27 protein-coding genes and 6 pseudogenes are annotated in these 26,024 nt (G+C 61.2%); 14 read left to right on the top strand and 19 right to left on the bottom strand.

From position 1 onward, the window contains the following. Positions 1 to 122 precede the first annotated feature (122 nt). The 15 genes and pseudogenes from FS320_RS47985 to FS320_RS18425 form a co-directional block, all read right to left on the bottom strand. Positions 123 to 305, bottom strand: a complete 183-nt coding sequence (locus tag FS320_RS47985; RefSeq protein WP_162003082.1) for a DUF2958 domain-containing protein — start codon at positions 303 to 305, stop codon at positions 123 to 125. Beyond that, positions 302 to 463, bottom strand: a complete 162-nt coding sequence (locus FS320_RS47990; RefSeq protein WP_152713269.1) for a DUF2958 domain-containing protein — start codon at positions 461 to 463, stop codon at positions 302 to 304. Before FS320_RS47990 ends, FS320_RS47985 begins: the two co-directional genes overlap by 4 nt. A 417-nt stretch (positions 464 to 880) precedes the next feature. Further along, entirely contained in the window at positions 881 to 2,125 is a 1,245-nt protein-coding gene (locus tag FS320_RS18365; protein ID WP_162003081.1) for an IS110 family RNA-guided transposase, read from the bottom strand. Between the two features lie 740 nt (positions 2,126 to 2,865). Next, positions 2,866 to 3,075 (bottom strand): hypothetical protein, encoded by a 210-nt coding sequence (locus FS320_RS18370; RefSeq protein WP_152713270.1) that lies wholly within the window; start codon positions 3,073 to 3,075, stop codon positions 2,866 to 2,868. Between the two features lie 203 nt (positions 3,076 to 3,278). Continuing rightward, a complete protein-coding gene (locus FS320_RS18375) occupies positions 3,279 to 3,653 on the bottom strand; it encodes a helix-turn-helix domain-containing protein (protein ID WP_152713271.1) in 375 nt (124 codons plus the stop codon). Positions 3,654 to 3,662: 9 nt separating this feature from the next. Next, positions 3,663 to 3,914: a type II toxin-antitoxin system RelE family toxin gene (locus FS320_RS18380; protein ID WP_152713272.1), complete on the bottom strand. Its 252-nt coding sequence runs from the start codon at positions 3,912 to 3,914 to the stop codon at positions 3,663 to 3,665. Between the two features lie 113 nt (positions 3,915 to 4,027). Then, the gene (locus FS320_RS18385; protein ID WP_152713273.1) at positions 4,028 to 4,648 is read right to left on the bottom strand and encodes a hypothetical protein; all 621 of its coding nucleotides are present in this window, start codon (positions 4,646 to 4,648) and stop codon (positions 4,028 to 4,030) included. Then, entirely contained in the window at positions 4,623 to 5,660 is a 1,038-nt protein-coding gene (locus FS320_RS18390) for a ParB/RepB/Spo0J family partition protein (RefSeq protein ID WP_152713274.1), read from the bottom strand. The genes FS320_RS18385 and FS320_RS18390 overlap by 26 nt, the downstream gene beginning before the upstream one ends. Further along, positions 5,561 to 5,986: a ParB/Srx family N-terminal domain-containing protein gene (locus tag FS320_RS18395; RefSeq protein WP_152713275.1), complete on the bottom strand. Its 426-nt coding sequence runs from the start codon at positions 5,984 to 5,986 to the stop codon at positions 5,561 to 5,563. The genes FS320_RS18390 and FS320_RS18395 overlap by 100 nt, the downstream gene beginning before the upstream one ends. Before the next feature lie 420 nt (positions 5,987 to 6,406). Further along, entirely contained in the window at positions 6,407 to 7,129 is a 723-nt protein-coding gene (locus FS320_RS18400) for a hypothetical protein (protein ID WP_162003080.1), read from the bottom strand. Positions 7,130 to 7,286: 157 nt separating this feature from the next. Further along, positions 7,287 to 8,448: pseudogene (locus tag FS320_RS18405) on the bottom strand (IS30 family transposase). A 107-nt stretch (positions 8,449 to 8,555) separates the two neighbouring features. Beyond that, complete coding sequence (locus FS320_RS18410) at positions 8,556 to 8,834, bottom strand: hypothetical protein (protein ID WP_152713276.1); 279 nt, start codon at positions 8,832 to 8,834, stop codon at positions 8,556 to 8,558. A 641-nt stretch (positions 8,835 to 9,475) separates the two neighbouring features. Beyond that, the gene (locus tag FS320_RS18415) at positions 9,476 to 9,784 is read right to left on the bottom strand and encodes a hypothetical protein (RefSeq protein ID WP_152713277.1); all 309 of its coding nucleotides are present in this window, start codon (positions 9,782 to 9,784) and stop codon (positions 9,476 to 9,478) included. 160 nt (positions 9,785 to 9,944) lie between these two features. Then, complete coding sequence (locus tag FS320_RS18420; RefSeq protein ID WP_152713278.1) at positions 9,945 to 10,388, bottom strand: hypothetical protein; 444 nt, start codon at positions 10,386 to 10,388, stop codon at positions 9,945 to 9,947. 66 nt (positions 10,389 to 10,454) lie between these two features. After that, the gene (locus FS320_RS18425; RefSeq protein WP_152713279.1) at positions 10,455 to 10,763 is read right to left on the bottom strand and encodes a DUF736 domain-containing protein; all 309 of its coding nucleotides are present in this window, start codon (positions 10,761 to 10,763) and stop codon (positions 10,455 to 10,457) included. 691 nt (positions 10,764 to 11,454) lie between these two features. Here FS320_RS18425 and FS320_RS45220 point away from each other — a divergent pair. From FS320_RS45220 to FS320_RS18450, 6 genes are all read left to right on the top strand, one after another. Continuing rightward, the gene (locus tag FS320_RS45220) at positions 11,455 to 11,667 is read left to right on the top strand and encodes a hypothetical protein (RefSeq protein WP_153885317.1); all 213 of its coding nucleotides are present in this window, start codon (positions 11,455 to 11,457) and stop codon (positions 11,665 to 11,667) included. A 634-nt stretch (positions 11,668 to 12,301) separates the two neighbouring features. After that, on the top strand, positions 12,302 to 12,643 hold the full coding sequence (locus tag FS320_RS18430; RefSeq protein WP_152713280.1) for a helix-turn-helix transcriptional regulator: 342 nt from the start codon (positions 12,302 to 12,304) through the stop codon (positions 12,641 to 12,643). A gap of 51 nt (positions 12,644 to 12,694) precedes the next feature. Continuing rightward, positions 12,695 to 13,927 (top strand): type II toxin-antitoxin system HipA family toxin, encoded by a 1,233-nt coding sequence (locus FS320_RS18435; RefSeq protein WP_338105403.1) that lies wholly within the window; start codon positions 12,695 to 12,697, stop codon positions 13,925 to 13,927. A 789-nt stretch (positions 13,928 to 14,716) separates the two neighbouring features. Further along, complete coding sequence (locus FS320_RS18440) at positions 14,717 to 14,953, top strand: type II toxin-antitoxin system ParD family antitoxin (RefSeq protein WP_162866289.1); 237 nt, start codon at positions 14,717 to 14,719, stop codon at positions 14,951 to 14,953. Then, the gene (locus FS320_RS18445; protein ID WP_152713282.1) at positions 14,931 to 16,733 is read left to right on the top strand and encodes a sensor histidine kinase; all 1,803 of its coding nucleotides are present in this window, start codon (positions 14,931 to 14,933) and stop codon (positions 16,731 to 16,733) included. Before FS320_RS18440 ends, FS320_RS18445 begins: the two co-directional genes overlap by 23 nt. Before the next feature lie 39 nt (positions 16,734 to 16,772). Next, positions 16,773 to 17,150, top strand: a complete 378-nt coding sequence (locus FS320_RS18450) for a response regulator (RefSeq protein ID WP_152713283.1) — start codon at positions 16,773 to 16,775, stop codon at positions 17,148 to 17,150. A gap of 34 nt (positions 17,151 to 17,184) precedes the next feature. Here FS320_RS18450 and FS320_RS18455 read toward each other — a convergent pair whose 3' ends face one another. Further along, a complete protein-coding gene (locus FS320_RS18455) occupies positions 17,185 to 17,385 on the bottom strand; it encodes a hypothetical protein (protein ID WP_152713284.1) in 201 nt (66 codons plus the stop codon). A 143-nt stretch (positions 17,386 to 17,528) separates the two neighbouring features. On the opposite strand from FS320_RS18455, the pseudogene FS320_RS18460 reads away from it, so the two are divergent. Further along, a pseudogene (locus FS320_RS18460) lies at positions 17,529 to 17,840 on the top strand (GcrA family cell cycle regulator); the annotation flags it as partial. A gap of 291 nt (positions 17,841 to 18,131) precedes the next feature. Here FS320_RS18460 and FS320_RS18465 read toward each other — a convergent pair. Together FS320_RS18465 and FS320_RS18470 are read right to left on the bottom strand one after the other, a co-directional pair. Beyond that, positions 18,132 to 18,365, bottom strand: coding sequence for a hypothetical protein (locus FS320_RS18465; protein ID WP_152713286.1), 234 nt, complete (start codon positions 18,363 to 18,365; stop codon positions 18,132 to 18,134). A gap of 10 nt (positions 18,366 to 18,375) precedes the next feature. After that, positions 18,376 to 18,561: a hypothetical protein gene (locus FS320_RS18470; protein WP_152713287.1), complete on the bottom strand. Its 186-nt coding sequence runs from the start codon at positions 18,559 to 18,561 to the stop codon at positions 18,376 to 18,378. A 750-nt stretch (positions 18,562 to 19,311) separates the two neighbouring features. Here FS320_RS18470 and FS320_RS18475 point away from each other — a divergent pair. The 3 genes from FS320_RS18475 (at position 19,312) to FS320_RS18485 (ending at position 22,375) form a co-directional block, all read left to right on the top strand. Beyond that, positions 19,312 to 19,545 (top strand): hypothetical protein, encoded by a 234-nt coding sequence (locus tag FS320_RS18475; RefSeq protein WP_202882872.1) that lies wholly within the window; start codon positions 19,312 to 19,314, stop codon positions 19,543 to 19,545. A gap of 308 nt (positions 19,546 to 19,853) precedes the next feature. Next, positions 19,854 to 21,110: a calcium-binding protein gene (locus FS320_RS18480; RefSeq protein ID WP_152713288.1), complete on the top strand. Its 1,257-nt coding sequence runs from the start codon at positions 19,854 to 19,856 to the stop codon at positions 21,108 to 21,110. A 41-nt stretch (positions 21,111 to 21,151) separates the two neighbouring features. After that, entirely contained in the window at positions 21,152 to 22,375 is a 1,224-nt protein-coding gene (locus FS320_RS18485) for a cellulose binding domain-containing protein (RefSeq protein WP_152713289.1), read from the top strand. Between the two features lie 65 nt (positions 22,376 to 22,440). Here FS320_RS18485 and FS320_RS47995 read toward each other — a convergent pair. Then, a pseudogene (locus FS320_RS47995) lies at positions 22,441 to 22,577 on the bottom strand (IS6 family transposase); the annotation flags it as partial. Between the two features lie 5 nt (positions 22,578 to 22,582). Here FS320_RS47995 and FS320_RS18490 point away from each other — a divergent pair. From FS320_RS18490 to FS320_RS18505, 4 genes and pseudogenes are all read left to right on the top strand, one after another. Further along, a pseudogene (locus tag FS320_RS18490) lies at positions 22,583 to 23,357 on the top strand (transposase); the annotation flags it as partial. A 295-nt stretch (positions 23,358 to 23,652) separates the two neighbouring features. Further along, positions 23,653 to 24,681: pseudogene (locus tag FS320_RS18495) on the top strand (recombinase family protein); the annotation flags it as partial. Between the two features lie 541 nt (positions 24,682 to 25,222). Next, positions 25,223 to 25,393: pseudogene (locus tag FS320_RS18500) on the top strand (IS5/IS1182 family transposase); the annotation flags it as partial. Positions 25,394 to 25,633: 240 nt separating this feature from the next. Beyond that, positions 25,634 to 26,024 (top strand): helix-turn-helix domain-containing protein (locus FS320_RS18505; protein ID WP_152713225.1); only part of this gene is annotated, 391 nt, incomplete at its 3' end.

Here is a 26,024-nt window from a genome sequence, read left to right on the forward strand (position 1 = left end):
AGCGGGGAGCAATGCGGGTGACGAGATCGTCCAACTGATCGGCCCAGCGGTGGGCCTCGCTTGCGTCTGTCATGGCGCGACACCTCCGTGTCTAAGACAACGCACAAGCCCCGGCTGTAGTACTAGACCGTGATGGAGCCTGCTTTTGCGGCCTCGGCGCAGTGTTCCGAGAGGGGGCGCTTGGGGCGGAAGCGGAAATTGAGGTCTTTGTAGACCAGGGGTTCTGAGGGGCGGGTGATCTCCGACAGGCAGAAATAACCCATGACCGGGAGAGTCTGCCCGTCGTCGGGATGGATCTCGGTCACAAGCCACACCCAGTCCGCATGAGCGTGAAGAGTTTCACGACCGGAACGGGGTCGGTCGTCTCGCGATTGGCACGCTCGCCGTTCTTGAGCAACTGGCTCCACTCGTCCTCATAGAAAAGACTGGCGATCCGAGGATTAGGGGTTGTGATCGTTACCATTCTGGCTCTCTCCTTCCTTCTCGGGCGCAAGCGCCTGCGCCTGCGCCCCTGCCACGTGGCGAACAGCGGGGAGAGAGGGGGGCAATCCTGAGTGCCGGAGGGGACTCCCCACCTTTTTCAAGCTCTTTTTCCATCTCTCATCCCGCTATCGGGTGGGATGCAGCACTGCTGCTGCATCCCTGCCTCGCGGCGAGCAGCGGGTGTGCAAGCGGAGGGGCGCCTTCGCGGGGAACCAGCTGCAGGGAGCACCGCGACCGAAGCTGGGCGGAAGGCGATGCGAAGCGCGCCGAGGGCGGAGCCCTAAGTCACCGGCGCCAACGGACCGATTTCTACAGCTTGGCGAGTGCCCTTTGGGCACACGTTGGTGTTCGCGGTGCATCACAGCACCGTGTCATCGACCTGCGTCTCATCGTGCGTCTATGAGATGGCCTGGGGGATCCGATCTTGATCGAAGAGCTCACCGGTTCGCAGCATGGTGCAGGCGACGCCAATCAGCCGGCTTCCGATGGATCTCAGTGCTCGCGCGTGCGAATGACCACACTTTCGTAGGCTGGCATATCGGACCCGGCTGTGACAGTCGTGCAGCACCGCGACCCTGGCCCAATGATAGACGGCTGTCCGCAGCCGGCGCGGACAGGCCTTGCGCATCACCACCGTGTACTGTTTTCCGCTTCGACGTGTCACCGGCACGACTCCTGCCAGCGCACGCAGGGCTGAGGCATCGCGCCGGACAACCGCGTCATGACCCTCCGACAGCAGCGCGGCCAGGACGATCGGGCCTACTCCTGGCAATGACCGCAAGATGTCCGGATCACAATGAGTGCGGCCGACGGCATCCTGCTCGTGGGGAAGATCCGCTACTGCGGCACACAACCGCTCCAGTTGCTTCATTGCGATCTTGATCTGATCCAACACGAGCCGAAGACGTGCGAGGATAATTTGACAATGCGCGACACACGCTTCCGTCACGCCCGGAGCAACGGTAATCGGCGTCCGCTGCAAGTGGGCCAGCAGGGTCTCGCTCGTCCACTTCCGCACCCGGCTCTTATACAGAAGCTTTGCGACGGTTGCAGATCTTGTCCGCTTTGCCTTCTCTGGCGTTGGGATCAGGTCCCAAAGGTCCAGAACCCATGGCGATGACCAGTCCTCTGCTAGATCCAGCACCTGCGGATAATACCGCCAGAGCTGATGCCGGAACCGGTTAGCGAGACGATTGCGTTCAACGGACAGATCTTCCGTTATACGCGACCATTCCCGCAGCTCGACGATCGTCGGGTGCATGGGCTCGAGATGGCGATAGAGCCTACCGTCAGACCGCAAAGCGTCCGCGAGAACGTAGGCATCCAACCGATCATCCTTGGCTCCGGCCATGGTGAAGCGATCCCTGAACCGGTCCAGCTGTTTGGGATTGACGGCATGGACCTGGAAGCCCGCGTCCATCAAGCTCTCGACCACCGGGCCATGCGGGACCTCAATGCCGATGGCAATGTGATGCGGCTCCGCCCCTGTCGTAGCTCTGATCCAATTCGACAGTTCGGCCAGACCGTCGCCGCTATGGGCGAAGGATCGGTGACCAAGCTTGGAGCCGTGGGCGTCCAGAGCATAGGCGTAGTGTGTCTCGGAGGCCCAATCGACCCCGACATAAGCGAGAATATGGTCCACTCGTTCTCCTCCTTGTGCTGCGGGCAGCCACGATCCTCGCCGGCCCTGTTCTGGCGCTCGAAGGCGCAAACTCCCCACGGGGCGTCGATCGCGGCTGATCCGTCGGGGCACGTGTCCCCTCTGGGCGCTCGCGGCGCAGGATCACCAGGTGGCTCCCGACAGACCAGCCCACCGCGATCATAGACGCCCCGCGAGGAGCCGCAGCAGTGGAACAGGGATCGCCCACCCGGAAGGCGTGAAAGCGCCTGGAGGGCCGCCGGAGAGCGGTCGTGCAGGGATGGCAGGCCCGGCCTGACAGACCGAACGATGGGGAAACCGGTTTTCGGGGTTGCTGGGGAGAGGGGGCCGCGCGCGCCTCTCCCCTCCTGCCGACACAAGAGCCATGAACCGGCCGCCCAAAGGCGGCCGCCGCATAGATGGGCTATTCTGTGAACCTCACGGCGTCAGCCGTGGCCGCTAGAATGATGGGCGAGCCGGTCGCGAGACGTCATAGAAGCTCGCCATGCGGCGGTAGCACTCGATGACGCGGCGTCCTGCTTCGCCGCGCCGTGCTTCCGTCCCACTGGTTGGGAATGGAAAACGAGGGCCGGGGTGCGTACATGTCATGGACCAGACCCATAGCCCTTTCTCGGGTCCGTGCGGATGCTGCATCACCCGGCTTCTCTGGATCAATGGCCGTGAAGTCGGTTGCGTCGCCTGCGTCTGGTCCCCAAACGATGCTGGTGAGCTTCCAATAGATGTCACTCATGGGATCTGCCCTCTTTCAGCCCGTCTAAGAGGCTATGCGCCGCCTCCTGCACCATTGTAGGCCAGTAGAGCTCAACGCCCTGGGCGATCCGCTCCCGGCGCTCCTCCTCGGACAAGCCGGGGAACCATCCAAGGCGCTCAATCCTGCGCGACAGGATAGCCCTTGCCTCTGCCTCGATCTGCTCTGGTCCTAAGCTCGCCATGCCGCAAAAATTAGGCGGGAGAGGGTGCGATAGCACTTCCTCTTTGGGCATTGGGGATCTGCAAAAAAGATGCCGCCGTTTACGGCGGCGGCTGTGTGGAAGCAGGAGGGCCTGCTCTCCCCTGCTACTCGGAGCTTTGTGAAAAGCCCTCGCGCCGGGAGAGACGGCGCAAGGGGCGGAGGAGCGTGTTCGATCCCGGTCGATCAAGCAAGATCGTCGAGAGATACTGATAAAGCTTGCGCGATCTTCTTCATGGTCTCGAAACTGCCGTCGCGGTCGCCAGTCTCGATCTGACTGATATACGCCGGGCTGAGACCGGTCTTGGCCGCGAGGTCTTTCGCGCTCATGCCGCGATACTCGCGCCAAACACGAACCGGGCTCTCGCCGTCGAGAATGCGGTTGGCAAACTCGGCCGGGACAAGCTCATCTTCGCCGCTGGCGATCCGGCGCTTTGCCTCATCATAGGCGCGCACGTCGGCAGACTGTTCCGCCGAGGCGACAAGACTTTCATAATCCGCAAGCGGCATGATCGCCAAACGGTCACCGCTCGGGGTTGTGATAATGTCGGGCTTATTCATGCTCATCTCCTAACCGTAAATTCCGCCCCGGGGGCCGATTTCCAGGATGGCAAGAACGTTGCCGTCCTCATCGAAGATCACGCGCCAGTCACCAACTCGCAGCCGATAGCCCTCGCGCGCCTGAAGCTTTGTCACATTGGCTGAGAGCGAAGCAGGATCGGCGGCGTACTGCTCAATCTTGCCCCTGATCGTGGCCGCGATATTCGCCGGAATCCGGCGAAGGGTCTTGAGGGCTGATTTGCTGTAAGCGATCTGCTTCATGGGAAATAGTTAGCATATAGCTAACTGAATGCAAGAGGAAAATAACAATTTGCTAACTGAAAAGCCCCTGCGCCGGGAGAGAGACGGCGCAAGGGCTCTGAGTGGGAGGCGGCTTAAGCCGCCTCCTCCATCTGCTGCTCCGGGGCGCTGACCGGGGCGGCAATGTGAGGGGTCTTGAGAGGCGTCGGCAACCAACCGCCACCGGACACGGCGTCAACGGTGGCCTCGATGGCCTCTGCCTTACCAAGCTTCGGGAGGCCCTTCGCAATGGTGCTGTAGCTCTCGCTCGCGGCTTCCTTGATGGCGCCGGCCATGCAGGCTTTGCTGGTGCGGCGGAAGAATGCTGCATCCGGTTGCCAGTGCTTCGTCATATCGAGGTTGATCCGTCGGGCGATCTGGTCCGCATTCTCGTGGCGGGTGTGGCGCTTCTCGTGGCGCTGCTGCGTCGCGTTGAGGCTCAAGCCAGTCACAACGGCCAGGAGATTGAAAAGCGTTTCGGGGGTTGCGGACGCGCACCAGTCCCAAAGCGTTGCCGACTTCTTCGGAAGGCGCTCCCTCCGCTCGGCCTCAAGTGCTGCGAGTGCGAGGATTGCCGGGGTCTGCGCGATGTCGTCTGACGGGCGCGGCGGTGTCTCGCGCTTGATCTGAACGGCGCTGATCGGCTTCGAGGTATCGTAATAGCCGCTATAGAAGTGCTGTAGGGCGAGGCTATAGGTCGTGGCGAGGATTGCCACGTCGGGGCGCTTGGCAAGCTCGACGGCGAGAGCTGCGGTGCGCCGTCAGGTCCTCCGTCAAGGCTGCTGACAGGGTGTTTGTCTCGATCTCAACCTCTGGCTCGGTGGTGTCGCCGTCGATCTGCTTTGCGGTCGTGGCGGCTTTCGCCTTAGTCTCATTGGCGGCGCGATCCTGCGGAGCGATTAAGCCGCGCTCAATCTTGATTTCTCCAACATGGTCGAGGGTGACGACGGCTCCGGCCTCGGCCTTCTGCTCGTCGGTGAAAGCTTCCTCGCGGTCCTGAATGGCCTCAATGGCACTGTTCACCTTGTTGTAGCTCGTCACAATCTCCTGTTGCTGGGGCGTCAGGTCTTCGGCTTCCTCGTCGCCGTACAGGTCATGTTCCTCCAACTGAGCGGCCAGCCTATCATGCTCGCCGCTCAACTCTTCCAGCTTGGCTTGATCCTCGGCGGAATGCTCAACCTTCTGCGGGTACATGCGGCCATATTGATTGCTGGTCGAATAGGGGAAATCGGGAGTGACCCATTTCCAGCCCTCGGCGGCAATGGTTTCGCGGAGTGCCTCAAGCTTCTTCTCTGCGAGGGTGTAAGCAAGCTCCTTGTCGATCAGATAGACTTGCTCCTTGGTGGCGAAAAGGTCGCTCTCGAAAGCTCCCCCGGCTGCAAGATACTCCTCGCGGATGAAGTGCGAGATTTTGTCGGTCGGGTTCAAACGCTCCTCGGACAGACGGCGCTTAAGGTGCCGCGGCTCCCGGTTCCAAGAGTGCTGCGCTCCGAACCATGCGGCTTCCTGGCGGTCGTGATCGTGAGTGATGGTCAAAGCCTGAGCCTGTTCCAAGCTCATGTTATCCTGACGCAACTCCTCCAAGATGCGCGGCGAGAGGTCGGCAAGAGCCAGTCGGCGGCGAACGGTCATACGTGAAATTCCGAACCGCGCCGCGATCTCTTCCGGCGAAATGCCCTCTTCCTTGTTGAGTTTGCCGAAGGCGGCAATCTCCTCGGCGGGGTGCATGGCCGAAAGTTTTCAGCCGCCGAGATTTCCGTTTCGGTGACACCCTCGGCAGGCCCCTGCAGAACGGGAACTTGGTAGTCCTTCGTCACCTTCACGCCGAGAATGCTGCCGCCCTTGGTTTGAAGGTGCTTGAGGGCGCGCAAGCGGCGTCCAGCTGCCAACACTTCAAATTTCCCCTTCCCTGCCGGTTTGACGTTGAGGCTCTGGATCAGGCCATGCGCGGAAATATCGGCGGCAAGAGCCTCAATCCCGGCCTCGGAATTGTAGCGGCGAACGTTCGCCGCGCTCGGGATCAGCTTGGACAGGGCAACGGTGGTCATCGTCATGTTCTCTCTCCTTAGTTTCGGGGCGCAAGCGCCTGCGCCCCTGCCTCGTGGCGAACAGCGGGGAGAGAGGGGGCAACCTGAAAATCCAGAGGGGAATCCCCCGCCCGAAGGCCGCAATGCGGCTGTAGGGGCGCGTCAAGCGATCCTGGCAGGGCCTTGGCCCGAAGGATGGGGAGACCGGATTTTCAGGTTGCGAGGGGAGAGAGGGCCGCGCGCCTCTCTTCCCTCCCCTAAAGCATGAGTCTGTGAATGACGGCAACGGCGACGGCTTTGTGAAAGGGGAGTCGTGGCCTCCCGCGAAAGCTATCCAGGCGCGAGAAGCGGGAGGCGCGCCCGGAGCGAAGCGAAGCAGGCCCGAAGCCGCCGCGCCTCCATAAAGCGCCGTAGGTGCGCTGAGGGTCTTGTGGGCAGGTTGTGACCTTAGAAAGCTCCGTAGCCGCTGCGAGGTTTATAGGGCTCGGTCTGCACTGTCCGCTGGCTTGGAGCTATTTCAAGAGCCGGGGCGGTCCAGGTCTTCTTGCCTTCCAGAACCCACGTCGCGCCATAGCTGTCGTACGGTTCGGGGCTGTTGGCGATCCGCTCTGCGGTCGCCAGCTGCTCCAAGAATTCTTCCGTGCTTGAGACAAGCAGGTTGTCGGCAGTCTCGGACTGCCACTTTGCTAGTTCGTTGAACGACCATAGGAGGACGGTCAACACGCTGCCGATCATGAGCCAAGTCAGGAGCGGGTAGGTCACGCCTGCAAACAACATGCAAGCAGCTGCGAAGACTGTCAGGAGGAACGCGGTTCCAGGGAAGGAATACCGCTCGATGTCCTTCATGATGTCGACGAACAGGGAGGGCTTTAACCGAATCGGCACATAGCCTTGCGGCATGGAGCAATGCCTGTCGCTGGTGTGGTCGAGCAATCCGACAAGAACGCCATTCTTGAGGCCGGAACGTCGCGCATAAACAAGTGAAACTTCATGATCCGGCTCAATGCGGATCGACGGTTGCACTCGGATGGTGCGCCGTGTCCCGTCTCTCGATTGAATCAGGATCTCGCGGGTGCGGCTGCCGCGTCCAAATGTCAGGACGGTTCGGACCTTTCCGCGCCAGGTGAAGAACGTAAATTCCCGATCTGCAATTTGGGTCGAAACCTGCACTGTGCCTCTCGCTCCATTTAGCTCAGTTTATGGAGTCGCATTTAGCACTGTTAAGGTCTCGTTAACCGTTTTCCACCGGGAATGGTTAACGGCGCTCCGAGGTGCGGAGTCGACGCATTCCCCGATGGTTCATAGAGGGAGGAAAAGTGCAGTGGGTTCAAGTGATGAGCGCAACAGCTTTGGCCAGGGTAGCTCCGGGCGTTTGAAAGCCAAGGGTTTTTCTTGGCCGGGTATTGAGCCTGAGCGCGACCGCATCCAAGTCGCTTTGGCTGTGCACGGACAGGTCTGAACCCTTCAGGAAGTACTGCCGCAGCAAGCCATTGGTGTTCTCGTTGCTTCCCCGCTGCCACGGGCTCTGGGGATCGCAGAAGTAGACGTCAACATCAGTCGCGACGCTGAAGCGCTTGTGATAAGCAAGCTCCATCCCGCGATCCCAGGTCAGCGAGGCCATCAATCCCTGAGACAGCCGTTGAACCTGCCGCACAAGAGCCTTCACCACGCTCTCGCTGTCTTTGCCGTCAACCCGAACGAGCCTCACGAACCGGGATTGTCGCTCGACCAAGGTGGCAATGTGGGTGTTCTTGCCGCCTGAGAGCAAGTCGCCTTCCCAGTGACCAGGCACGGCCCGATCCTCAACTTCAGCCGGACGCTCCTGGATCGAGATGGCGTCGATGATCTGTCCCCTCGGCTGCCCAGTAGTACTGGCCGTCTTGGAGCGTCGCATGATCCGCCGGCTGCGCAGATGGCGGGTCAGCTCTTTCTTCAGGACACCGCGGGCCTGGATGAACAAACTCTTATAGATCGTTTCGTGAGACACCCGCATGGTCCTGTGCATCGCCATATTCGGTCTTGAGCCAACCTGCGATCTGCTCAGGAGACCACTCGTTCTGCAGCTTATCGGCTACCAGCATCTGAAGCGATGGGTGTATGGACAGCAGGCAAGGCTTGGGTCGCAAGCCTTGTTGCCAGGCGCGCTCGTCGGCGTTGGTGGCACGATACTTTCGTCTGCCTCCGTTCCGACTGACTTCCCGGCTGATGGTCGAAGGAGATCGACCGAGTTGGGCTGCTATCTGATGAAACGACCAACCCGCCATCAGGCCACGTGAGATCTCCTCCCGCTCCTCTGGGCGCAATGACAGCCTCGACCGTGTCCTCAGAGGCGGAGCGATGCCTCCCTTGGCGAGGACGATGCCGAAGACCGATCCGGCATGTTTGCCAAGAGCGCGGCCAATGTCACTGAGAGACCAACCCTCCTTCCACCGGGTCCAGAGTTCCCGTTTCTGCTCTGCCGATAAGCCTGGACGACCCATGCGCGCCATGGATAGTTCTCCCGAAGCACAACGAAATCAATCATGGTGCACTGACTGGTTGAACCCACCGCCTCTTTCATTTCCTTATCGCCGCTGAAGTATGGTTAAGCAGTCGTCTAGATCTGCGCACCTGTGAAGGAGAAAATCAGGCTCAGAAGACCGAAAGGGGCAGAGAGCGCGACGAAAAGGATGGTGAGCGCACCGACAATGACAGCGGTCCAGGCGCGGTCAGCTCTGACGTAGTATTTAGTCCAGTTATTGCCTGCGAACCCAACTAAGCCGGCTGCAACAAATGCCCAAATTGCAGATGCTCCCGGATGCAAGTTCAGCCAGTCTTTCACTGGCAGGATTGCGGCGAGAAATCGCGCCACAGCTAAATACACATGTTCAGCCATTTGAGCCGTCGATCAAACAGGTCAAGGACTAACTTATCCTTGGCCGTTCTCCATTGCTGCCATGCAATGTAAGAGCCCAAGAGCACAATTACCGGGTCAGGAAGGCACGAAGATACACAACCAATGGAGGCGTCGATCCCACGACAGACTCTCCCTTCAAAAGGGCTTGGCTGCGTTCGCTTGAAGACGCGGGTATTTCGCCTCCGAGTACCCGCTAGCATAAACGCCACCTGTCGCAACGGCGGCCCCGACGGCGAGGGTTAGACCGATCCCGAGCGCCCATCCCTGCCTCTGCGACTTCCAGAGGGCCAGCACTGCTGGAGCCAAACACATGCAGAGCACGATGAGGCCGAACATGAAAGAAGCATGCAAGTTTGGAGAGCGGTAGATCAGGGCAAGATCGTAGCTTTGCTGTTGAGGCGGTTCGCCAAAGAAGAATTGTGCTAGGAACGTGAACACCCTATTGCCCCCAAGGATACGGGGAGTGTCACCCTCCCCTGTTGTCATTGTGGCGCTGGTGCGCGCCTGGATCGTTATCGATAGGCCGAGATGCCGTAGGCGGCTCGGTGAGCGAAGCGAGTAGAGCCAGATAGGCCAAAGGCCGTAGCGCCCTCTCCTACCCTCCTACTTAGTGAAATCACCTACTTTGAGTTTTGTCGATTAAACTCTTCAAACAAGCTATCCATTTTCCCAAGCAAAAATTGCCCGAAACTTGGAGCAACCTTTTCGTCAATCACCAACGAAAATGAGATCATGACGCGCTTCAGCCAGCAGGTCAGAAGGTCGTAATTATTCCCCTCCATCTGCCGGATGCACCTCTCAAGCTTAGTGAAAGGGCACGCGGACACCGTTCGGCAGGTGCGGGCTTGCCCTTTGGACTGCATGTCGATGAAAAATGCGCACCACTGGTCACCGTAGATGTCGAGCAATGAATTGTGCCGGAAGCGCATGCGAAACTTATGATAAGAGATCGCTCCATCTGGGCTGCGGTAGTCGGGTCGTTTGATCGCTTGGCGCTGGACGTGTGGTCGGTATGTGGGTCTTGGTCCTGATCTCCGTGTCGTGCGGGGAAAGGACCCCGCCGGGGCGGCGGGGCCAAGTTGGGCGACGTCAGTGCGCCGTTGCCGCAATCCGATCGTCGATACCCCAGGGGGCGGCCTCATACCCGGCCAAGTGCTTGTTGAGGGCCTTCGCCATGCGGCAAGTGAAGGCGTAGGCAAGGCTCTTCTCGTAGTTGTCGGTCTCGCAGGACTGATAATCGAAGCAGTCCAGCGCCTTGGCAGCGATGCCGGCCCGGACGCAGGGGCGGTACCTGAACGTGTAGGTCGCGACGAGCTCGGCGTAATCAAAGGCCTCGGCGCCGCCGGTCAGGCGATAGCGGTGGATAACGGAGCGGACGTTCTCGGCCAGGAGCATCTTGCCGAAGGCGGTCGCCGTTTCGTGGCAGACCCGCTCGAGGGTGCCGTGGTCGGTGCGGGCGGCGAAGAACTCGAGGTCGATAGCGGCGGAGACGATCGTATCGATGTGGGCAGTCGAGACAACGAAGGCGGACATGAGCGCTCTCTCAGGTACGATGCTGAAGGGGGATGGTGCCCCGCCCGCGAGGCGGGGGCCAGAGAGTCATTCGCCAGAGCGGCGGGACCAGATGAGGCTGAACGCGTCACCTTCTCCCTCGACCAGGGAGGCGAAGATCGGAGCAGGAAAGCTCGGATCGTCCATCCTGACCGAGAGGTACTCGCGGCCGTCGCGGGAGGTTTTAAGCCAGGCGGCGCCAAATTCGGTCGGGCCAACGAAGATCCGGTAGTCGGGAGCCTGATCGTTCGCCTTGGGGCTCTTGGTGATGTGGGCTCGGACCGTGAGGGTAAGAGTCTTGAGGGTGCCGGTGTAGGAGCCTTTGTCGGTTTTCCTGAAGGTGCCGATGGTCGCCATGGGAGTGATCCTTTTTTGTTGGTCGGGCCGCACCGCGCGGCCTCGATGGCGGTCGATGGATCGTCAGGCGATCACGCCGCAGCCGCAGGCCCGCAACGCACGTGGAGGACGGCGCGGGGAGGGCCTTTTTGTCTCGCGAGGAAGGCCGAAAGGCCGGGGAAAAAGGCTCTCAGGACCGAAAGGTCCGGACCCGCTGTTGCGGTCAAGGGATCGAGGCGCAGCCGTCCTGCGATCAGACCAGCCCCTTGAGAGGCCGCCTGCGATGCCCGATGTCTCAACGGAAAAAGGCTCCGTCTCCATCAGGCGGCTCTTGTCGGCTGACACCAGAAGGAGTGGCGGTCAAAGCGGCCACGCCATTGCTGGAGACGCCGCATGCCAAGCTCCGAGTCGCTACGTCGGAACATGGTACGATCAACTTCTCACGCGCTCCGCTTCGCCTTGGCTGACCCCCGGCTGCACGCGCCTGACATCACGGCCTGACGCCGGGACAGTCCTGACTCCCTCGCTCAAGCGGTCCTCGGTCCGTCCTTCCGCTTGGTCCCACCGTTCCGTCGAGGGACGTGATGCGGGATCCCCTCAATCTCTGGTCCACCTGCTGCTACGCAGGTCTGCCATGCCGTTCCCTGGCATGGGGCATTTGTCCCTGCGAGACTTATCTCTTCCTCGATCAGCCCTTCCCCTCACCACCGTCATGATCGACCGTACGGAGCCGCCGCGCGACGAGCCGCTCGTGATGGAGGGGCGGGAGGTCGTCGAGAATGACCGCTCGAAGGGCCTGACGCACCGGCAGCACCCGCTGGCGTCCCCTCCTTGGTGCCGTCATCGTTCCGGCGAACCTTTAGCCAATGGCGACCGCGACCGTCAGCTCCAATCCCGCGAAAGGTCGATCCCGCCGCTCTGCTGACCGTGCCCGACGCTCCACTGGTCGGGCCAATGCAGCGTCTCCAGCCCTATCGCGGAGGCGGCCGCGAGCGAGGTCCACCGTCCCTCGCCATAGAAGCGAAAATTGAGATGTTTTTTCTGGTAGGATTCCTGGACAGGGATCCTACCAGCGCGTGCCAATAGTGCCGCTAGCGCCACCTATCCAAGATCTCTCTACCCCCTCCTCCCGCACCCACCGTCATGCCAAGGCCATCGGAGCTCTCGCCGCCAAGCGTGTCCCGGCGCACCGGCGCCGATGGTCACACCCGTTGGTTACAGAGCCGCCACCGCACCGCTCCGCCGCCTCTTCCCACCGCTCTCTGACGATCTCTGATCGATATCACTAGCGTGTTTGGGCTAAACCACGCGAGCAATCTGGAACGTGTTTCGGCTTATTTGGGGAGCCCCGGTCCCAGCCGTCCTACCTGCTGGCTATTCATTCAAGAGCTTGCCCCCTGTGTGGATTCCGTGAGGGTCTCGTTTCATTAATAAGACGTAAGAGGATCTTATGCGACTCTAATGAGACTATCCTCTTGGATCCGGGGCTTCTATAGGGCATATTCAAGTCTCTTAAATGAGACGTGGGCACTCCATATGTCGTGTTAAAGAGACAAACTATGCCGAAGCGATCAATGAAAACCCACTCCCGCCAAGCGGCCCAAGCCATCCAGCTCCTTGGGCATCTAATCAAAGTCCGCCGTCTGGAGCTCAAAATCACAGCCGAAGATCTCGCGGCGCGCGCCGGGATCTCGCGCGCCCTGTTGTACCGCATTGAGCGCGGTGACCCCGCTTGCTCTATCGGCGCTGTGTTCGAGGTCGCCGCAATCGTCGGTGTCCCGCTGTTCGGCGACGATACCGGCGGAACCCTCGCAAGCCACCTCCAGCGCTATGAGCGGGAGTTGATGTTGCTGCCACGCGCCGTCCGCAACTCGCACAAGCCGGTGTATGATGATTTCTAACTCCCCCAAAGAGGCCTTTTCTGGATCTTTCTGCCAGGCGCCTCAGAGCCCGTGGTCGCCGGTCGCCTCTATCAGGATGGTAGCCGCCTATCCTTCAATTATGGCCGCAGCTATCTCAGCAGGGACGATGCGATCCCGATCTACGCGCCCGAGCTTCCACTCCGCCCGGGCGCACACCCGCCGGCAACGGGACTCTCAATGCCAGCCTGCCTCCGGGATGCCGCACCGGACGCGTGGGGCCGGCGCGTCATCCTGAACCGGATCTTAGGCCTCCAAGGCAAGGACGTCGATGTCGAGCGGCTCGACGAACTCACTTACGCTCTGGAGTCCGGCTCTGACCGGATCGGCGCGCTCGACTTCCAAGCCTCACCGGATGTCTACGTTCCGCGGCGAGCAGAAGCCGCCTCGCTTGAGGAACTGCTCACGGCGGCTGAACGGGTCGAGCAAGGTATCCCTATTACACCGGAGTTGGAGCAGGCCCTCTTCCACGGTAGCGCGCTTGGGGGCGCGCGGCCGAAGGCGCTCGTTGATGACGGTAACACTCGTCTCATCGCCAAGTTCTCATCCAGCAGTGATGTCTACAACGTCGTAAAAGGGGAGTTTATCGCTATGCGCTTGGCCGCTCTCGCCGGGCTGAAGGTCGCGCCTGTGCGTCTGGTGCGGGCAGCGGGGAGAGATATCCTGCTGGTGGAGCGCTTTGATCGCGTTCGTCAAGCTGACGGCTGGACCCGGCGGGCCATGGTCTCAGCCCTCACCCTGTTCGGACTCGACGAGATGATGGGGCGTTACGCGAGCTATGAGGACCTCGCGACAATCATCCGTCAGCGCTTCGAGGATCCGGTGGGTACGCTTCGTGAGCTGTTCGGCCGGCTGACATTCAACGTCCTGTGCGGAAACATCGACGATCACGCACGCAACCATGCCGCCTTTTGGGACGGCCAATCTCTGACCCTGACGCCGGCTTACGACATCTGCCCACAGGGCCGGGCCGGCAACGAGGCCAGCCAGGCGATGCTCATTTTCGGCCAGAACCGCATGAGCCGCCTGGAGGTGTGCCTCCAGGCCGCCGGCACCTTCCTCCTCAATAGGGCTGAAGCCGAGAAAATCATTACAGACCAAGTAAAGATCATTCGCGCCAAGTGGGAAGAAGTCTGCGATGAGGCCGCGCTATCAGAGGTTGACCGCCGTCTGTTTTGGCGGCGACAATTCTTGAACCCTTACGCGTTTGAGGGTGCGTCCAAGGGGATAGCGAGCGTCATGCTATCAGACAATACGGGCGGTTAGGTATGACGCCTGAGAAAAAATACTCATCTCAGCAAGATCAGGCGCGAGATGCCCCCATTGCGGCCCTCAGCACCCAACCGACTCCGACGTGCCGACGCAGTTCTCCGCAACTTTCATTGCTGCGCCTCGCCCAGCCTTATACGAAGGCCGCTACGAAGGCCGCCGGTTTCCGGCGACCGTTCAAAAGTCTCGCTCCGGTGCGTAACGGCTGGCGGACGACTATCCCTCGACAGCGACGATAGCCGAATCGTTGCTTAGATAGCTGTCGCAGCGGGCGGGCAAGACCTAAGCACTGGTGCCCTGAGGCCGTAGCAGTGTAGCCCTGATGGTATCCCACACGCCGTGGTCTTGAGCGATGCAGCAGAGAGCTAAAGGCGTTAGAAGCGAAAATTGAGTGTTTTTTCTGGTAGGAGCACTGGCTCAGTGATCCTACCAGCGCGTGCCATTAGTGCCACTTGCGCCACCTGTCCAAGGTCTCTCTAACCCTCTCCTCCCGCACCCACCGTCATGCACAATGTGTCAGAGCACGCGCCGGCAGACGCGGCCCGTCGCGCAGCGCCGGATGGTTGCCTGAAGCTGCCACACCGCCTCCGATCCACCTAGCGGCCCGAGCCGCCGGCCACCCGAATCTCGGCCTGAAATTTTCCTTGAGGCTCCACAGAGTCGAGGCCGACAGGGCCTTGTAGGGGCCCTCGAACAATGATGCAGCTGTCCCCTGCGGCAATACGGTAGCAGCCGGGCTGTACCAGCCTTTGACACAGCGCTGCCAGTATGGCCATGGTTTCCTCCATGCCGATACGCAAATCCATGAATGTCTCGCTGACCCCCGAACTCGAACGCTTCGTCGCCGGACGCGTCGCCTCAGGGCGTTACCAGAACAACAGCGAGGTGGTCCGCGCTGCCTTGAGACTCCTGCAGGTCCAGGAATGCAAGGACGCACTCGGGATCAATGGTGCCGAACCACAACCCCAACCATCCGAGGCTCCGTCATCCATGAACGCGAATGCCGACCCGTTTACTTCGTAAGCTGCTCCAGTCCGACCGCGAGCGCTTCCTCGAGAGCCTGCTCGAGAGCGCGACCGACTATGCCATCATCACCCTCGATCTCGATGGGCGGATCACCAGCTGGAACAGCGGAGCGGAGCACGTGCTGGGCTGGTCCGAGGCTGAAGCGCTGGGACAGAACACAAGCCTGTTTTTCACCCCTGAGGATCAGGACGCGGAAGCCCCGGCCCAGGAGATGGCCAACGCGCGCGACTACGGCCGGGCAACCGATGAGCGCTGGCACGTCAGGAAGGGCGGCGAGCGCTTCTGGGCCAATGGCTCCCTGATGCCGCTCGTCAACGACGAGACCAATACCATCGAAGGCTACCTCAAGATCCTGCGCGACCGCACCGAGCAGAGGCTGACTGAGGCAAAGACCCGCCAGAGCGAAGCCTTCCTGCGCGGCGTCCTGGATAGTTCAGGCGACTGCATCAAAGTCCTCGACCTTGAGGGCCGGATCGAGTTCATGAACGAAGGCGGTCTCCGGGGGATGGAGGTGGAAGACGTCTCCGCCATCCAGGGCCGGCTGTGGACAAGCCTATGGGAGGACGACGGAGTTGCCGCGGCTGAGAAGGCGATGGCAGCGGCCAGGGCTGGCGGCACCGGGCGCTTTAGCGGCTTGGCCAAAACGCTCAAGGGCACGCCGCGCTGGTGGGACGTCCAAGTGACGCCCATTGCCGGCCCTGACGGTCAGCCCGGCAAGCTCTTGGCCATTTCACGCGACATCACGGATCGCCGCCAGGCTGAAGCCGCCCTGCGCGAGACGGTCGAGCGCTATAGCCTCGTCACCCGCGCCACCAACGATGCCATTTGGGACTGGGACCTCGTGCGCAACCATGCCCGGTGGAATGAGGCCCTTTACACGGCCTATGGCTACAACCCGCACGAGATCGAGCCGAGCGGCGAGTGGCGGATGACTCAGATCCACCCGGACGATCGTCAAGAAGTTGAGAACCACATTCGGTCGGTGATCGCCGGAGCTGGTGACGAATGGAGCCACGAGTACCGCTTCCGGTGTGCCTCCGGTCATTACGCGACGGTCTTCGACCGCGGCTATATGGTGCGTGACGCGGCGGGTCGGCCCCTGCGCATGATCGGCGCGATGCTCGACATCACCAGCCGCAAGCGGGCCGAGCAGGAACTGGAGGTGGTTCATCACGAGCTCGGCCATCGCCTGAAGAACGTGCTGACCATGGTCCAGGCGATTGCCTCCCATACCCTGCGCAGCGCTCCGTCCATGGATGTGGCCCGCGAGACCCTGGCGGCGCGGCTGGTCGCGCTGGGCAAGGCCCAGGACCTCCTCATTACGAAAAGCTCGGAAGAGGCCGAGATCGGAACTCTGGTTCATAGCGTGCTCGAGGCTCAGCGCATCTCGGAGCCGGAGCGCTTGCGCATCCGGGGCCCAGATGCGCGCCTCAGCCCGCAAGTAGCCTTGTCCCTGGCGCTGATCCTACACGAGCTCGCCACCAACGCGGTCAAGTACGGTGCGCTGTCCAACGAACAGGGCCATGTCGATTTGGTCTGGACTGTGACTGAGGACACCCCGGCCTGCCTAGCCTTGCGCTGGTCGGAACACGGCGGTCCGACGGTGACCGAGCCCAAGCACAAAGGCTTCGGGTCGCGGCTGATCACACGCGGTTTGGCGGGCGGTGTCGGCGGCGATGTCACACTCCGCTACGAGCCGACGGGCGTGGTGTGCACCATCACGGCTCCGCTCGACAGCCTAGCCATCTCTTCCCCCGTTCAGGGGACCGTCGCATAGGCCAGGAACCCTCTCGCAGCCACGGGCTTTCTGCCGATCATGTCCAAGACTGATTATGCTCCATGCTACGTCCTTGTCGTCGAGGACGAGCCGATCATCCGCATGAACGCGGTCGATATGCTGGAAAATGCTGGCTTCGAGGTTCTGGAGGCGGCCAATTCCGACGCGGCGCTCAGGCTTCTGGAAGCCCGAGCTCACGAGATTGCGGCGCTGTTCACCGACATTCACATGCCTGGATCGATGGACGGCATGGCCTTGGTCACATGGGTCGCCGAGCGTTGGCCTGACATTCGGCCTTTCGTCACGTCGGGCCACACGACGCTTCAGGACACCGATATTCCCGACCACGGCCACTTCCTGGCGAAGCCCTACAGATCGGCGCAGCTCATGGCCGTTGTCGGCGAAGCATTTGGTTAAGCGCGCCCCAAGGCACCCGAATCGTGGATCACACCTAAGCGTCGTTGGCCGAAAAAGACCCCCGGTCGACATCATTGAATTTGGCGATGAGGGTCAGGAATTGCTCAGGCGGCCGCTCCTTCAGATAGCTCTTGTAGAGCTTGCGCAAGGCGACGCCCAACGTCCGGATGCTCTCGCGCTGCGAAAACGTCAGCGTCGCAGGGATCGCGCGGCCTGTGTTGTTCATCTTCGGCATCGGCATCTCGCGCCCTAATCCCGCATGAGTTCATAGTACGCGAACACGCGCAACCGCGATCCGGTTCCCCTGCCGAGACCTGTGGCATCCCCGACATTCGATTGTAGTCGGGCTTCGACTGGCGGACCGTTTCGACGCGCCGCCCGCCGTGGTGCCAGAACACCGGGTCGAAGCGCCCGCCATCCGGGTTGCGACCCGAGACTTCCGCTGATCCGCCCCGCCATGCCATAGTGCCCGTTATGCAAGAACCCGACCCTAGACACCGAACGAAACTGCTCAAGACTGCGATGCGACAGTGCCGCTTCATCGTCTCCGACGATCCGCGGCGCGCCGTCTGCTGCGGAGCCCCGACACCGGAGGGATCGAGCTGGTGCGCCTGGCACCGGAGGCTCGTCTACGTCCCGGCGCATGCAAAAGTGCAGCGCGCTGCGCAAATTGCGCCGGGACGCCAATAGAACAGCCGCTATAGGCTCAGCTCAAGCCAGATTTGCCGTCCGCGCGAACGATCTGGATACAGGCCTGCTAGATAAGCGAATGTTTCCGTTCCGTCGCAGCGACTCGGCAGGATGAAGTCAAGCCACGATCTGAGAAGCAATCCCAGAGAGAATGCCCATGACCAATAGGAACAATGGGAACCACCGTGGACATGAGTGATGTTCTGGCTCGGAATCCACCGCAGTCTCCGTAGACGTTCTGGGTATCGCTGGCCGTTGTGGGTGCCTGTTCTGTCTTGACATCGAGCTGCCTCAAGCAGGACACCTCGCGCCGCTGAGTCTGGTCATAGAGCCCTCCCCCGTCGGTTCCTTGGACAGGTCCGCGCCAACGCAGTGCGGTTCGCAATGCTTTAGACCGCCAGGATTCCGCCCGAGCTGCTCCATCGTCATGAGAGGGTCTTCGTTGGCCGCCTGCACACGGAATGCCGAGAGAAAGAGCACGGTCACAATGGCGGTGACGGTAAACAAGAGAGCTTTGGTGTTCATGCCGGCCTCTTCAGTAACGACGTCTGGGAAATTTCTCGCGTGCGGCCCGACTGGCATGTGCGATGGAGGGAAAGATCGCCAAATCGAGGGACTTGAATGTCAAACTGGCGGCGAAGAAGCGGAAGCCGCCTTCAGTGGCAACGACAATGCCGGCTGTAACGTCTCCGACTTCGATAACATGCGTGGTATGTGACATGGCGCAGATCTCCTGCCGCCAGCATGCGACTGGCAGTCATACGAATTGTTCTGGAAGGAGTCTTGGGAAGATCTTTTAGAGGCGACACCAGTCGCGGCTGCTGCGAACCCGACGCGCCAAGCGCCGTAGGGTGAGGTTCAGCACCGGAATTATCATGACCGCGATCCTTCATGCGGATCACGAGGCGCATTGGACGCATCGTGACGCTTTAGCGTTTGTTCTCGCGGAGCAAGCTGTGCACTTCAAATCACCGCGGCTGATCGAGCGACTATCTGTTCAAACAGCGTGGTTATGTTGCTTTCATCCTCTCAAGCTGTCAACGAGAATGTTCTTTTAAAAGATCGTCAAACGAAGAACTTTTTTGCCTCCGAAGACCGTTAAGCCCATAAGAAAGGCTCTCCACGTAGAAGTTTCATGTCCAAATCGTTGGACGCATAGATAAAATGTTCTTCGGCCGGAGAGAAAAGGGGCCGATTCCTGGTCAGCGCCAGTTATACTTAAGGGGCTTGTTCATCATGAGGCAGGCCAATCTTCAATGATATATACGGTCAAATAGTTGACGTATTCACGAGAAGACCGACTTTCTCCAAATCACGAGTTCCTAGACGAATATATGCTCTTTCAGGAGTCATCTTCAGAACATCGGCTCATTGCTTTTTCGTCCGGTTTGCCGAACGATCCAGGTGCGCCTCGCAGTGTCTTGAATGACATCGTGCACCAAGTTGCGAATTCCCGACCAGGAGCGAATCCATGCCGAAAGATCGTCAACTAAAAATGGGCTTCATGCTGCACGGAGTCGGCACGGGATGGGGCGACTGGAGGCAGCCGGACGCGAGCACTAACTTCGCGTACCATAAAAAGCAGGCCACAATTGCTGAGAAGGCGAAGTTCGACTTTCTGTTCGTTGCTGACAGCGTGTTCATCACTGCGAAATCAAGTCCGCATTACCTGAGTCTTCGAGTGCGGAAAGGTAATCCAGTTTAGCTCGATCACGGATCGGCGGCTTGCACGATGCGCTGCTCTTGTAAAATGAACATCAGATCGAACCCAGGAGCGGAGTTCACTCCGTCCAATGCCGAGGCCGTGCCTCCGCTCTGCGTCGCTTGGCCACAGGAGTAACCATCTCTAGGTCTTCGCATCTAACACATTGTGATTCTTGGAGGAAAGACAGTCTGATCCCGACTTTATGAAGCAGAGTTTCATCACCACGTTGTGGTGAGCCATTCGGAATGCGTTGACTCTTGCGAGGCAAACATCCCTTGGTGGTGAATATTTTTCCATCAGGTCCTTCCATGTCGTTTCCGTCCCTCCAGTCGATCGATTTCCTCATTAGCGGGGAGCCGGGCGCGCTCATCACCGTCACCGAGACAATTGACGGCAGACTCGATTTCCACGTCCAGGTCACCGACGTGATCGCGAACGATATCGACCGCCCGGATACGGCGGATCTTCGGGGACTGTTCTTCCACGTCTCGAACGAGAGCGTCCTTGCTGGCCTGTCGATCAGCGGTGCGAACGTCACCAACTACGCCGTGAAGGCGAATGGGGTGATGCAGGTCCAAGGCGATGTCACCATGAGCGGCGAGGTCGGCAAGGCTGTCGGCCCCTTCGACATCGGCATCGAGTTCAGTACTTCCGGAATCGGCAAGGATGACATTAAGGAGACCACGTTCACTCTCGCCTCCTCTGTGCCGCTGAGCCTCGACCTCGTGCTGCAGCAGCATTTCGGACTGCGCCTGACTAGCGTCAGCGACAATGGCCAGGGACGGGCTCTGAGCCTCAAGCTCGCCGGCCAGTTGACCGGAACGCCAAAGATCCTCAATCCAGTCCCGCTCGACCCGGTGCCGACCGATCCCACCCCCGATCCCACCCCCACGGATCCTACGCCGGACAATCCGACGCCACCGCCTGTCGACCCGACACCGATCGTCACGCTTCCCGGCGGCAGCTATGACGACCTGATCGAAGCGGGTGACGGCAACGACACCATTCATGGTGGCCTCGGCAACGATGAGATGCAGGGCGAAGGCGGGGACGACGTCATCGTCGGCGGCACGGACGACGGCCATCTCAGCTGGACCGATGGCGCCCTCGGGGTCACCATCGGCGACAATCTCTACGGCAACGATGGACGGGACACGTACCTTTACAAGAAGGGCGACGGCGTCGATCTGATCTGGGATTTTCAGCCGGGTCAGGACATCATCAGGCTGACTGGCTACACGCTGGCCGACGTGGATTCCTTCACGTTCGTGCGCACGGTCGGCAACCGGATTCCAACCGATCCCCACGACAAGATTGCGGTTATCCTCGATGATGGCGGCGATGCAATCGTCTTCAACGATTTTCCGGGTCCGAGCGCCGACGATGTCGCCATCGTCTTCGCCGACGGCGCGACCTGTCCTCCGCGAGGCTTCTCGAGCTTGCGGCGGCCCATCCGACTGCAGACGCGCCTGCGGGTGCTTCAGGATCGGCGACAAGGAGCAGCGCTATCATCTCCTCCGCCAAGCCGCTCGACCTCTACGGTGGCAACGGTGAGGACATCCTGATCGGCGGTCTCGGCCATGATCGGCTCTATGGCAACGAGGGCGTGAACGGCCTCAACGGGCGCGGCGGCAACGATCAGCTCTTCGGCGGCAACGTGCGCGACACACTCCTCGGGGATCAGGGCGACGACACTGGCTACGGCAATGGCGGCGATGATCTCATCATTGGCGGATCGGGAGCCGACAAGCTCTACGGCGCCGGCGGTGCCGATCTCATCTATGGCGACGACGGCGAGGGCGTAGATCTACCAGCGACGTTGACTTCCTACACGCCGGCGGCACCGGGGGAGGAGGTCCGTGCGGCCATCAGGATCACCAACAACTGGTGGGGCGGCTTCCAGGGCGAGATTACGGTCACGGCCAACGAGAGCGTCAATGACTGGGGCGTCTTTCTCAAGAGCAAGTTCAACATCGACAGCATCTGGGGCGCCAGGACCCTCGCGGAGGCGAACTGGGATGAGGGTGTGGTCTACGATCTGAACAATGTCGAGTGGAACGGTGCGCTGGCCGCCGGGCAGACCACCACCATCGGCTTCACGGCCCGCACCGGCTTCAACGGCGTCGTGGATGTGCAGACGCTCCTCGCCGGACTGGGGATCGAAAAGCGCATCTCCACCGACGCCCTGCCAAGCGAGAGCCTGCTCAGCGCCCTTGGCAATACCATGCGCGGCTATGCGGGTGCCGATCTTTTGGTCGGCACGATGGGCAATGACACCTTCTATGTCGACGATGCCGGCGATCAGGTGAGCGAGGCCTATGCGGCCGGCGCAGCCGATAGGGTGGCCACGACGGTCAACCACACTCTGTCCCAGAATGTCGAGGTGCTATCGGCGGAAGGCGCCGCTTCGGGCCTCAGCCTCACGGGCAACACGCTCGACAATGTGGTTACCGGCAGCGCGGGAGCTGACAAGATCAACGGCGGCGCCGGACAGGATCTGCTCAGCGGCGGCAGGGGCAAGGACGCGTTCGTGTTCGACAAGAAGTTCGGCAAGTCCAATGTCGACAGAGTCGCCGACTTCAATGTAAAGGACGACACGGTCCGGCTCGACAATGCGGTGTTCAAGAAGCTCGGCAAGGCTGGCAAGCTGAAGAAGGATTTCTTCAAGATCGGCACCAAGGCGGCCGATGCCGACGATCACGTCATCTACAACAGCAAGAAAGGCATGCTCTATTACGATGCCGACGGCAACGGGAAAGGCGCGGCGGTTCACTTTGCAACGCTTTCCAAGAACCTCAAACTCACGCAGGCGGACGTCATCGTCATCTGAGGCTTCGGCCTTGAGCTGTCTCCCCGCGCCTCGGCTGGCGGCCCGCTCGGGTTGATGGCAGCGGTATTGAAGCGGTCGAGCACCACGGAAGAGTAGCGGACAATCCAGTGAAGAATCGTAGCATGTTTCGCAGCGATGTCTCGCCTGGCCATCATCCCTTCCAGATTCCAGAGGCTCAGCTGCAGGCCAGATACCACTGCACGCAAAGCCAGCCTGATCCAGGCCGATGCCAACAAACAGCGTTCCCTTCCCGGGGGTGAGTGGGTCGCGCAGGACCACACTGAGGCAGCGCCACAGGCGGTGCAGGAGTATCTCGCCACCTTGGACGAGGCCGCCTTTGGTGCGGCCACTGACGTTGAGCCGAAGTTCGTCTCGCCCTCTGATCCGGCCGCCCAGTGGACCGGCGCGATGCGTGGTCCCGCGTTCTTTGCTTATGCCGACAACTACCTCATCGGCCTTAAAGGCCGCTGTGATCGTGAATGTGGAGGCCTCTCGCGCGGTGCGTCAGGCGGAAGCGGGGGCTGCCCGCACCATGCTCGAGCGCACGGCTGAACGCTTCCGTCTCAAGCCGAAGCGGCTGGCGGGCGACAGCGCCTATGGCGAGGCCGAGATGCTGCACTGGCTCGTGGAGGAGCAGAAGATCGAGCCGCATGTTCCGGTGATCGACAAATCCACTCGCCAGGACGGCACCTTCTCACGAGCAGAGTTCACCTACGACGCTGGGGCCGACCCCTACACCTGTCCTGAGGGCAAGACCCTGACCACCAGCGGCCGGATCGTGAACGAGGGCACGACCCATATTTACCTGGGCATCACGTTCGATTGTGGTCCCTGCCACCTCAAGCAGCAGTGCTGTCCTAATACGCCCGCACGCAGGATCACGCGCAGCATCTATGAGAATGCCCGGGTAGTCGCCCGCGCATTGAAGGGTACGCCAGCCTTTGAGCAGTCACGTCAGGATCGCAAGCGCGTTGAGATGGTCTAATCACAAATGACAAATTCTGCCTGAGCCGCTTCGGGCAGCTTAAGCTGAACTGGTGGCGATTGCCGTCGCGCTTGCGCCGACCGCAGCCAGGGAGTTGCCCTGTGCCGCAGAACAGATCTGCAGCAGGAGGCAACGATGCGGGACTGGCGGGTGCATCGCGTGTGGCAGCCTCACCCGGACGGGCAGCGGCACTGGGATCGGACCTATCAGCAACTGATGGCCTGGACCCACACCGTACAAACAGGCGCCGCGTTCTCGGCCAGCCTCGGGCCTCCCACACAGGAGGCGCACGATGAGGATCGGGATCTATGCACGAGTGTCTACCCAGCGCCAGGCCCAGGCGGACGGCCTCGCCCAGCAATTGGAGCGTCTGCAGGCGCATGCGCGCCAGCACGGATGGACCGTCGCGCCCGAGAACGTCTTCCGCGATGACGGCTACAGCGGCGCCACTCTCAAGCGGCCCGGACTGGAGCGGTTGCGGGACCGGGTCGCCATGCGGGACCTGGATGGCATCCTGATCACCACTCCCGACCGGCTCGCCCGCAATTATGTGCATCAGGTGTTGCTGCTGGAGGAGATCACGGCCACCGGATGCCAGGTCGACTTTCTCGACCGGCCGATGGGCCAGGATCCCCACGATCAGCTTCTGCTGCAAATCCGTGGGGCCGTAGCCGAATACGAGCGCAGTCTGATTGCCGAGCGGATGCGGCGCGGCCGGCTGCGCAAGCTGCAGGCGGGCATCCTGTTGCCTTGGACCCGGCCGCCTTATGGCTACCGCGTTGATCCGGATCGCCCCCGCGATCCAGTCGGCGTGCGTCAGGACGAGGCCGAGGCCGCTGTGGTGGCCGAGATGTTCGCCTGGTATGCTGATGAGGGCCGCAGTCTCTATGGCTTGGCCAGGAAGCTGCATCAGGATGCGGTGAGGCCGCCGCGGAGCCGGACCTGCTGGAGCGGGCCGAGCTTGCGGGGGATCCTGACCAATCCCGTTTACACGGGCGAGGTCTATGCTGGGCGGATCCAGGAGGCCCGCCGGACCGGGAGCACGGCAACGCCGCGACGCATCCGACCGCGGGAGGACTGGATTGCCGTGGCATCGATCCCGGCCATTGTCACTCAGGAGCAGTTTGATCGCGTGCAGGCCAAGCTCGCCCAGAACCGACACTTCGCAGGCCGCAACAACACGGCTCAGAGCTATCTGTTGCGGGGCTTGGTCAGCTGTGGCGTGTGCGGGTTGGCGTGCTTTGGTCGCTGCTTACGAGCGTCCTATCGCTATTATTGCTGTCGCGGCAAGCTGTCGGCTTTCCACTCCTACCGGGAGACGAAGTGCGGCTCGCGCTTTATCCCGGCCGAGCCGATTGAGAACCTGGTCTGGGCGGATCTGTGCCGCTTGCTGACCCACCCGGAGGCCATCCGCCATGCGTTGGAGCGAGCGCATGGCGGGCATTGGCTGCCTCAGGATCTCCAAGCCCGGCGCGATGCCTTGAAGCGTGGGCAAGTGAGCGTGGAGCAGCAGATCGAGCGACTGACCGAGGCCTATCTGAGTGAGGTTGTGGGCCTGGAGGAATATCGCCGTCGACGTCACGACCTGGAGCAGAAGGCGCACAGCCTTTGGGCCCAGAGGCAGCAACTGCAGGCGCAGGTGGACCGCCAGGGCGAAATCGCACGCTTGAGCCTGACGATCGACGAGTTCTGCTGCCGTGTGCAGGAGGGGCTCGAGCATGCGACGTGGGAGCAGAAGCGGCAGTTGATCGAGGGGCTGGTGGTGCGGGTGATCGTCACGGATGGTGACGTCGAGATCCGCTATGCCATTCCAACCAGCCCAAATGGCGAAGCCACCCGCTTTTGTCATTTGCGTTCAGACTATCGAGATGCTGTTTGCGCATCTCAAGCGGATCTTGAAGATGGGCCGCCTGCGGCTGCGCGGTCGGTGCGGGGCTCAGGACGAGTTTCTGCCGGCAGCCACCGCCCAGAACCTCAGAAAGCTTGCCAAGCTGATCACTTCATCAGGGCCTCAGATGGCCCAGGTGGCCTGAGGCAAGCCCAAACGCTCAGCTCATCGTGGCCCTGACTTCAGCAAACAAAGCCCTGTCGCTGTCTCAGCCAGTCTGAGCGCCGACTTTTTCAACGAAATCCGCCAGGACCTGACATTCCGCTACGAGCCATCCGTCGTAACGTTCAGCTTGGCCCCGCATTCACCAAGGCCCGTGCCGCAGCTAGTGTTCTGTCACTGACGAGTGATTCCGAAATCCGATCCGACGTGCGATCCTGCTCTGATGGGCAAGATCGAACGCATTGAGGTTCCCGCCGCTGATCGAGATCGCTTGGAGAGCTTGGTCGGTGACCGCAACACATCCCAGAAGGTCGTCTGGCGGGCTCGGATTGTTCTGCTGGCTGGTGAGGGCCTGCGCGCTACCGAGGTCGCCGGCCGCGTCGGCACGAGCACTCTGACGGTGAGGCGCTGGCGCCGCCGCTATGCGCAGGCGGGCGTCGACGGGCTTCTCAAGGACGCCACCCGCCCGCCAGGGCGCAAGCCCCTGACGGCCGCGGTGATCCAGCGGGTTGTCGACATGACCCTGCCTGAGAAGCCGCCGCGAGCGACGCAGTGGAGCGTGCGCTCGATGGCCGCTGTCACAGGCCTGTCCCACACCAGCGTGCAGCGGATCT

It is taken from the genome of Microvirga tunisiensis (assembly GCF_009296175.1).
Lineage (GTDB): Bacteria > Pseudomonadota > Alphaproteobacteria > Rhizobiales > Beijerinckiaceae > Microvirga > Microvirga tunisiensis.

Coding starts and splice junctions, on each gene's coding strand:
- FS320_RS18375 (WP_152713271.1), bottom strand. CDS start 3,653: ATGAATAAGCCCGACATTATCACAACCCCGAGCGGTGACCGTTTGGCG.
- FS320_RS18465 (WP_152713286.1), bottom strand. CDS start 18,365: ATGAACACCAAAGCTCTCTTGTTTACCGTCACCGCCATTGTGACCGTG.
- FS320_RS18470 (WP_152713287.1), bottom strand. CDS start 18,561: ATGTCACATACCACGCATGTTATCGAAGTCGGAGACGTTACAGCCGGC.
- FS320_RS18425 (WP_152713279.1), bottom strand. CDS start 10,763: ATGGCGACCATCGGCACCTTCAGGAAAACCGACAAAGGCTCCTACACC.
- FS320_RS18390 (WP_152713274.1), bottom strand. CDS start 5,660: ATGCACCCCGCCGAGGAGATTGCCGCCTTCGGCAAACTCAACAAGGAA.
- FS320_RS18420 (WP_152713278.1), bottom strand. CDS start 10,388: ATGTCCGCCTTCGTTGTCTCGACTGCCCACATCGATACGATCGTCTCC.
- FS320_RS18395 (WP_152713275.1), bottom strand. CDS start 5,986: ATGACGATGACCACCGTTGCCCTGTCCAAGCTGATCCCGAGCGCGGCG.
- FS320_RS45220 (WP_153885317.1), top strand. CDS start 11,455: ATGATCGACCGTACGGAGCCGCCGCGCGACGAGCCGCTCGTGATGGAG.
- FS320_RS18450 (WP_152713283.1), top strand. CDS start 16,773: ATGTCCAAGACTGATTATGCTCCATGCTACGTCCTTGTCGTCGAGGAC.
- FS320_RS47990 (WP_152713269.1), bottom strand. CDS start 463: ATGGTAACGATCACAACCCCTAATCCTCGGATCGCCAGTCTTTTCTAT.
- FS320_RS18475 (WP_202882872.1), top strand. CDS start 19,312: ATGCCGAAAGATCGTCAACTAAAAATGGGCTTCATGCTGCACGGAGTC.
- FS320_RS18410 (WP_152713276.1), bottom strand. CDS start 8,834: ATGGCTGAACATGTGTATTTAGCTGTGGCGCGATTTCTCGCCGCAATC.
- FS320_RS18380 (WP_152713272.1), bottom strand. CDS start 3,914: ATGAAGCAGATCGCTTACAGCAAATCAGCCCTCAAGACCCTTCGCCGG.
- FS320_RS18455 (WP_152713284.1), bottom strand. CDS start 17,385: ATGCCGAAGATGAACAACACAGGCCGCGCGATCCCTGCGACGCTGACG.
- FS320_RS18415 (WP_152713277.1), bottom strand. CDS start 9,784: ATGCGCTTCCGGCACAATTCATTGCTCGACATCTACGGTGACCAGTGG.
- FS320_RS18480 (WP_152713288.1), top strand. CDS start 19,854: ATGTCGTTTCCGTCCCTCCAGTCGATCGATTTCCTCATTAGCGGGGAG.
- FS320_RS18440 (WP_162866289.1), top strand. CDS start 14,717: ATGCCGATACGCAAATCCATGAATGTCTCGCTGACCCCCGAACTCGAA.
- FS320_RS18445 (WP_152713282.1), top strand. CDS start 14,931: ATGCCGACCCGTTTACTTCGTAAGCTGCTCCAGTCCGACCGCGAGCGC.
- FS320_RS18430 (WP_152713280.1), top strand. CDS start 12,302: ATGCCGAAGCGATCAATGAAAACCCACTCCCGCCAAGCGGCCCAAGCC.
- FS320_RS18370 (WP_152713270.1), bottom strand. CDS start 3,075: ATGGCGAGCTTAGGACCAGAGCAGATCGAGGCAGAGGCAAGGGCTATC.